This is a genomic window from Streptomyces sp. MMG1121 (genome assembly GCF_001280015.1).
GTDB lineage: Bacteria > Actinomycetota > Actinomycetes > Streptomycetales > Streptomycetaceae > Streptomyces.
Window position 1 is genome coordinate 1 of record NZ_LGDV01000271.1, and the last position, 6,325, is coordinate 6,325.

Annotated in this window: 9 protein-coding genes; 4 read left to right on the forward strand and 5 right to left on the reverse strand. The window is 69.9% G+C overall.

All coding sequences use genetic code 11. The annotated features are described in order from the left end of the window. The coding region (locus ADK64_RS42060) for a carboxyl transferase domain-containing protein (protein WP_324614513.1) at positions 1-204 on the reverse strand (204 nt) is incomplete at its 3' end. Positions 205-830: 626 nt separating this feature from the next. Between ADK64_RS42060 and ADK64_RS42065 the strand changes: the two genes are divergently transcribed. After that, positions 831-1,445 carry a YceI family protein gene (locus ADK64_RS42065; protein ID WP_053667543.1) on the forward strand — a complete coding sequence of 205 codons (615 nt, stop codon included), beginning with the start codon at positions 831-833 and terminating at the stop codon, positions 1,443-1,445. Between the two features lie 62 nt (positions 1,446-1,507). Here the strand turns inward: ADK64_RS42065 and ADK64_RS42070 are convergent, their stop codons facing one another. Next, positions 1,508-1,939 carry an ATP-binding protein gene (locus ADK64_RS42070; protein ID WP_053667544.1) on the reverse strand — a complete coding sequence of 144 codons (432 nt, stop codon included), beginning with the start codon at positions 1,937-1,939 and terminating at the stop codon, positions 1,508-1,510. A gap of 112 nt (positions 1,940-2,051) precedes the next feature. Here ADK64_RS42070 and ADK64_RS42075 point away from each other — a divergent pair, with 112 nt between their 5' ends. Next, positions 2,052-2,873 carry a helix-turn-helix domain-containing protein gene (locus ADK64_RS42075; protein WP_053667545.1) on the forward strand — a complete coding sequence of 274 codons (822 nt, stop codon included), beginning with the start codon at positions 2,052-2,054 and terminating at the stop codon, positions 2,871-2,873. Next, positions 2,870-3,112, forward strand: a complete 243-nt coding sequence (locus tag ADK64_RS42080) for a DUF397 domain-containing protein (protein ID WP_053667546.1) — start codon at positions 2,870-2,872, stop codon at positions 3,110-3,112. The genes ADK64_RS42075 and ADK64_RS42080 overlap by 4 nt, the downstream gene beginning before the upstream one ends. Here the strand turns inward: ADK64_RS42080 and ADK64_RS42085 are convergent. Beyond that, entirely contained in the window at positions 3,060-4,082 is a 1,023-nt protein-coding gene (locus ADK64_RS42085; protein ID WP_159046480.1) for an FUSC family protein, read from the reverse strand. The two genes, ADK64_RS42080 and ADK64_RS42085, sit on opposite strands and share 53 nt — an antisense overlap. A gap of 104 nt (positions 4,083-4,186) precedes the next feature. Here ADK64_RS42085 and ADK64_RS42090 point away from each other — a divergent pair, with 104 nt between their 5' ends. After that, entirely contained in the window at positions 4,187-4,651 is a 465-nt protein-coding gene (locus ADK64_RS42090) for a MarR family winged helix-turn-helix transcriptional regulator (protein WP_053667548.1), read from the forward strand. Positions 4,652-4,670: 19 nt separating this feature from the next. Here the strand turns inward: ADK64_RS42090 and ADK64_RS42095 are convergent, their stop codons facing one another. Further along, on the reverse strand, positions 4,671-5,555 hold the full coding sequence (locus tag ADK64_RS42095; RefSeq protein WP_053667549.1) for a winged helix-turn-helix domain-containing protein: 885 nt from the start codon (positions 5,553-5,555) through the stop codon (positions 4,671-4,673). 90 nt (positions 5,556-5,645) lie between these two features. Then, the gene (locus tag ADK64_RS42100; protein WP_053667550.1) at positions 5,646-6,074 is read right to left on the reverse strand and encodes a hypothetical protein; all 429 of its coding nucleotides are present in this window, start codon (positions 6,072-6,074) and stop codon (positions 5,646-5,648) included. Positions 6,075-6,325 lie beyond the last annotated feature (251 nt).

Below are 6,325 nucleotides of genomic sequence, written 5' to 3' on the forward strand. Positions count from 1 at the left end.
CACCTCCTGGAAGGAACCCGGATCCAGGAGCAGCTCTATCCGCTCCCGCGCCGTCAGCTTGCCCTTGGCGTGCTGCGCCGCCGTCGCCTTCTCACTCGGGCCCGCCACGGCCCTGGCACGAATCTCGTGCAGCTCGGCGACCCGTCCGCGCGCGTCCGTCGGCTCGCCGGTCGGCTCACCCGTCGTCTCTTCCAAAACGGTCATGTAGCGACCTTACGAAGGACACCAAGAAAAGCGAGCCGTCGACTCCGTACAGTCTCCGGCCCGTTTTCCTGGTACCAGTGAACAGAACCCTGGCCGCATGCAGCCCTTCCGACTGCTCAGAGGGCGTCGGCGTTGTGGAGAGGCCACAAAGGGCCCACCTGAGAGCCACCTCACATTCGCGGCCGGAACATGCCATCCCCGGGGTGACACGGAGCCGCAGACAGCGGTCCGCGGCGAGCACCTCGACATCCTTCGCCGACCTGGACGACGGCACACACCGGGCGGCCCCAGACGATCTCCAGCGGCACTCCCGTGCACGGCGGCCCGCTCTCGCCGAGACGGCGAGGTTCCCCCACCGTACCGCCCCGCCGGAAGTCCGCCACGGCCAGTCCCGCGCACGTGCCGCCCGCCCCGCCGACCCGGCACGCGTCCGAACGGGGGGCACGGCTGCCGGAGGACGACCAGATGGCGCCCGGGTTCCGCACGGGCCACCAGCGGGCGAATCTCGTCACTGCATGTGACGATGAAGACACGCTGTGGATGATGTTGAAAACCGAACAGAATGGGTCTACCGTCTGAGTCATCGAGTTCGTTTAACGTTCAACAGACATCTCTGGAGTCACGCCATGGGCATCTTCGGCCGCAAGGACACCACCCCCGGGACCGCCACCCCCAAGACCACCACCGCCACGGGCCCCGACCTGACCGCGCTGACCGGTGACTACACGATCGACCCGGCGCACACCACGATCGGCTTCACCGCCCGGCACGCCATGGTCACCAACGTCAAGGGCGCCTTCCAGGACTTCACCGGCAGCCTGCACCTGGACGGTGCGAACCCGGACCGGTCCACCGCCACGCTCGACGTCACCATGGCGAGCATCGACACCGGCAACGCCGACCGCGACGGGCACCTGAAGTCGTCCGACTTCTTCAAGATCGACGAGTTCCCGGCCATGACCTTCCGCTCCACCAAGGCGGAGGCACTGGGCGGCGACGACTACCGCATCACCGGCGACCTCTCCCTCCTCGGCGTGACCAAGCCGATCACCATCGACCTGGAGTTCAACGGCGCCGCGAAGGACCCCTTCGGCAACGAGCGCGTCGGCTTCGAGGGCAAGACCGAGATCCTGCGCTCCGAATGGGGCCTGACCTGGAACGCGGCACTGGAGACCGGCGGCGTCCTCGTCTCCGACAAGATCAAGCTGAACTTCGACATCTCGGCCGTCAAGAACGCGTGAACCTCCGGCGGTTCGGCCGGCATCACCGCGAGCGCCCCTTCCCGATCCAGGAGAGGGGGCGCTCACTGCTGTGCCGTGGCGCCGGTCCGCTCGGCGAACTCGCACCACACGATCTTGCCCGGGTTCCGCTCCCCCACGCCCCATTCGTCCGCGAGGGCCGCGACGAGCAGCAGCCCCCGGCCGCTCTCCGACTCCGGGGACGGTGACGGGTCCGGGGTGCGGACCTCACCCGCGCCGCTGTCGTGCAGCTCGACCCGGAGGGCGCCGTCGGCGTGGAGGGCCAGCCGGAGGACGAAGCCACGGCCGACGGGGACGCCGTGGAGCAACACGTTGGTGGCCAGCTCGCTCACGCAGAGCAGTACGTCCTCGCTCCGCCCGGTGAACGCCCACTCGGTGAGCGTCTCCTGGGCGAACCGGCGGGCGAGGCGCACCGATCTGCGGTCACGGCGGTAGAACGCCTCACGGGTGCGGGGGAGTTGGGGTTCTGCGTCCATGAGGCGAGTGTCACTGTGCGTCACTAGAGTGGGTCAGTGAGTGAAGTCGTAGTTCTCGTTACTACGACTCCACTACGAGGACTACGGGTGCGCACGGGGGAAAGGGACGGCCATGTACGTGGCGAGGAAGCCCAAGAAGGTCGGTTCGTGGCACGCGGTCGGGGCGCTGCTGGCGCACTTCCGGAAACAGGCCCGCCTGACCCAGGAAGCGTTCGCCGAGCTGGCGGGCATCCACGTGGACACCGTGGGGTCCATCGAGCAGGGGAGGCTGGCACTCCAGCCGGACCGGGCCGAGCAGTTCGACGAACTACTGGGTACGGGTGGGGCGTTGGCGGTGCTGGTGGACAGGCTGCCGGTGCGGGAGAAGATCGTGCAGTTCGCTCAGGGACTGGTCGATCATGAGCAGGAGGCGGTGAGCATCCTCTCGTACCAGACCCAGGTCGTACCGGGACTGCTTCAGACCACGGAGTACTGCCGCGCCGTGTTCGACTACCGGTATCCCGCACTCGGGAGTGAGGCGGCCGAGCAGTGGGTGAACGCCCGTATGGAACGGCAGTTGATCTGGCAGCGGGACCGGCCGCCCGTGGGTCACTTCGTCCTCGAGGAGAGCATCCTGCGGCGGCTGGTCGGCGGTCCGGAAGTGATGCGGGAGCAGTTCCGCCAGATCCTGGAGTACACGGAACCGATCCACATGAGCTTCCAGATCATGCCCCAGGACCGGACACCGCACGCCTGTCTCGACGGCCCCATGGTCCTGCTGGAGACACCGGAGTACGAGCGTCTGATCTACCTTGAGGTGCAGCGCGCCAGCTTCCTCGTCGACGATCCCGACGAGGTCAGCGACTATCACCACAAGTATGGAATGCTGCGGTCACAGGCGCTCTCTCCCGACGAGAGCGTGCGCCTCTTGAACGGACTGCTTGGAGAGTCATGACGACCGCAGCACTGACATGGTTCAAGTCCAGCTACAGCGGCAGCCAGGGCGGCGACTGCATCGAACTCGCCTGCGCCTGGCGGAAGTCCAGCTACAGCGGCAGCGAGGGCGGCGACTGCATCGAGGTCGCCACGCACCCCACCACCATCCACGTCCGCGACTCCAAGAACCCCACCGGCCCCGTCCTCACGCTCTCGCCCACCACGTGGACCGAGTTCCTCGAGGGCTTCGCCTCCTGACCGGGACCGGCAGGAGCCACCACGCCGCCGCGATGGACAGCACCGCCCCCACGGCTATCGCGGCGAGGCGGGTCGGCAGCAGGCTCACCGCGTCCTGGCCGAAGTAGCCGAGGAGCAGGGAGAGCGCGGTCGTGATTCCGGCTGCCCAGTAGGCGTAGTCGAGCGGGCGCAGCCACAGGGCCACGGCCAGGACCGCGAACGTCACCGCCACCGACACCCGGCCGGTGATGCCGATCGCCGCCACGCCGGTGGCCAGCAGCGTGCCCGCGCTCGCGCCGAGGAGGCGCTCGACTCCCTTGCGCACGACGTCCGTCCGGCCCCGGTTGCCGCTCGCGACCACGTACGCCGTGAGCACCGCCCAGGGCCAGTGGCCGTCGAAGAGAAGCCGGCCGCACAGGAAGGCCAGGGCCACGCCGGCCGCCATCTGCACGGCCATGCGGGTGCTGGGGCGCGGGTGGAGCCGGGACACTCCGCGCGGCGCGGGCCGTTCGGGCTCCGGACGCCAGGGGCCGTACCGGTCGCCGAGGCCCTGGACCAGCCAGACGCAGGCGCACGCCAGCGCCCCGATCAGCGCCGACCAGGACCAGCTCGCCAGCCCGCCCTCGGCCGCGCGCGGCAGCGCCGGGCCGGGGACGACCAGCAGCGCCACGAACGGCAGCGTCATCAGCGTGCCGATTTTGGTCGCCGTCGGGCCGTAGCGGCGGATCCAGACGCACAGCGAGATGCCCGCCGCGAACACGGCCGCGCCGACCGCGTAGTGGTGCATGATCAGCCGGCCCAGGAACTGCGCTCCGGCGACCGACACGGGCAGCAGCACGAGCGCCACGAGGCGGCGGCTCGTCGGCGCGGCGCGCTGGGTCGAGGACAGGGTGAGGGTCAGTGCGACCGCCAGCACCAGCACATCCGTGTGGAGTCCGGCCGCGCCCTCCAGCCACAGGGCGGCTCCCCAGCAGAGCAGGACCGCCGTCATCGTCAGCACAGTTTCGTACGCATTGCGTATGAGTTTTGAGCGCACATGTTGACCGTACAGCGATAAGGCAGCATGAACTACTAAGTTTTGCGTATCATCTCTGCATGGATCATCCCTTCACGGACCATCTCTCCGAAGCCGCCCGTCTCCGTCGCGCCGTCGTCCGGCTCAACCGGCGTCTGCGCCAGGAGCGTGGGGACGGCGGGCTCAGCCCCAACCAGCTCGCCGTGCTCGGCCAGCTGCACCGGCACGGGCCGACGACCCCCGGCGAGATCGCGGCGGCCGAGCGCCAGCGGCCCCAGTCGCTCACCCGGGTCTACGCGGAGCTGGAGGCCGAGGGGCTGATCGTGCGGGAGCGGGGCGCCGACGACCGGCGCCAGTCCGTGCTGTCGCTCACCGAGCCGGGGCGGCGGGCGCTGGAGCGGGACATGGCCGAGCGCGACGCCTGGCTGGCCCAGGCCCTGGGCACGCTCGGCGAGACGGAACGCGGGGTGCTGGACCTGGCGGCGGCCGTGATGGAACGGCTGGGCTCGTTGTCCCCGGAGGACGAGGGCGACAGCGAGGGCTGACACCGCCGCCCCCGGCGGGTCAGTGCGGTACGGCGGGCCGGTGCGACGCGCACGAGTTCCCCTGGCCCGCCCCCTTGGTCAGGAGCGTGCCGAGTGCCGTGAGCTGGTGCCGGACCGCGCGGCCGTTGCGTACCGTGTTGATCAGTCCCGCTTCACGGAGGGCGGCCGCGTGCGTGGAGGCCTCACCACGGCTGACGCCCAGCCGGTCGGCCAGCTCGCTGGTGCTCAGCGGATCGGACAGCAGGCGCAGCGTGTGCGCTCGGGTGCTGCCGAGGACCAGGGCGAGCGCGTCCTCGCCCGCGGCGCCGGGCACGATCGGACTGCCCGGACCGGCCGGGTAGACCACCAGAACCGGCTCCCCCTCGTTCTCGGCGATCAACGGTGCCATGGTCCAGTGGAAGGTGGGCAGCAGCACCAGGCCACGGCCCGCCGACACCACGTGCCGTTGGTAGGGCGCGTCGAGCTCCCAGCAGCCCTCGACCAGCCGGGAGCCCGCGCACAGCGTGGCCAGCGCGCCGGCGACCCCGCGCTCGGCCGCATTGAGGGCGTAACGGGCGAACTCGGCCTCGTGCAGGGCCGTTACGCGCGGCCAGGCCGCCCCGAGCACAGCGCTGTAGGCGTCGTGCAGGCCCTGGCTCAGCTGTTCCCGGGACGTGCCGGTCGGCAGATCCATGCTCAACGGGTCCAGGAACGCCGGGCCGCGGTAAGGGGAGAGCAGGTCGCGCAGCGGGCGGGTGGTGGCGGGCAGGCGCTGCCGTAACCCGCGCCGCCACCGTCCGAACGTCTGCTCCGAGTCCGGGCGCCGCAGCATCATGAGCGAGAGCTTCAGCTCGACGAGCGGCGCCGGCCGCGCAGCGAACTGGATCCGTGCGAGATCCTGTGCCGACACATCGATACGCAGCACGCCCGACTCCCCCCGACAGCAAGGCATTTGCTCCGAGCCGAAAGCATGCCCGAGGAGCTGCGCACACACCTAGCCGAGTTCACGCCGTCATCACGGGCAACGGCCGATCCCGCCGCTCTGCCATTCGTTGTGCCAGTACCAGTAGTTGTCGACGTAGGCGCCGTAGACGAAGGCCTGGCCGGTGTAGTAGCCGTAGCGCGGGGAGTACGTGCCCTGCACGCGGTACCAGACGTCGCCCTGGTTGTTGATGTTGTCGCTCGTGACCCAGCACTCGATCCTGATCTCGTCCTGGGAACCCGCGACCGACGACAGATCGCCGGCCACCTTCAGCTGGTTGTTGGCGTGCGGCTGCGAGTAGACGCCCACCCCGTGGCCGCTCGCGTGGTAGGGGAAGCTGTACCAGTAGGCGTCGGCGGACGCGTTGCCCGCCGCCAGACCGACCCCGCCCGCCGCCAGTGCCACTGCGGCCGCCGCGGCGGCGCCACGTCGCCCGATCTTGCCGAGGATGCCCTTGGCCATGCCGATTCCCCTGTCCTGTCGAATCGTTTCTCCTGCGCGGCGGTCGGCCGCACGGAGATGGTGACCGTCGGGATCAGTGGTGGGCGAGCTGTTCGGCCAGAGCCAAATAGATTGCGCAAACCCCTTCAGAAACCCCCTCCGAAGTCCCCTCCCCCGTCCCCCCCCAGGCCCCCTTCGCCCGCCTCATCGGCTCCACTGCGCCCGACCTGGAAGCGGATGCATTTGGCCATGCCGCCTCCGCGGGCGCGTCG

What these genes read in the sequence shown, in the direction of transcription:
- ADK64_RS42065 (WP_053667543.1), top strand. Translation starts at nt 831, where the DNA reads ATGGGCATCTTCGGCCGCAAGGACACCACCCCCGGGACCGCCACCCCC.
- ADK64_RS42070 (WP_053667544.1), bottom strand. Translation starts at nt 1,939, where the DNA reads ATGGACGCAGAACCCCAACTCCCCCGCACCCGTGAGGCGTTCTACCGC.
- ADK64_RS42075 (WP_053667545.1), top strand. Translation starts at nt 2,052, where the DNA reads ATGTACGTGGCGAGGAAGCCCAAGAAGGTCGGTTCGTGGCACGCGGTC.
- ADK64_RS42080 (WP_053667546.1), top strand. Translation starts at nt 2,870, where the DNA reads ATGACGACCGCAGCACTGACATGGTTCAAGTCCAGCTACAGCGGCAGC.
- ADK64_RS42085 (WP_159046480.1), bottom strand. Translation starts at nt 4,082, where the DNA reads ATGACGGCGGTCCTGCTCTGCTGGGGAGCCGCCCTGTGGCTGGAGGGC.
- ADK64_RS42090 (WP_053667548.1), top strand. Translation starts at nt 4,187, where the DNA reads ATGGATCATCCCTTCACGGACCATCTCTCCGAAGCCGCCCGTCTCCGT.
- ADK64_RS42100 (WP_053667550.1), bottom strand. Translation starts at nt 6,074, where the DNA reads ATGGCCAAGGGCATCCTCGGCAAGATCGGGCGACGTGGCGCCGCCGCG.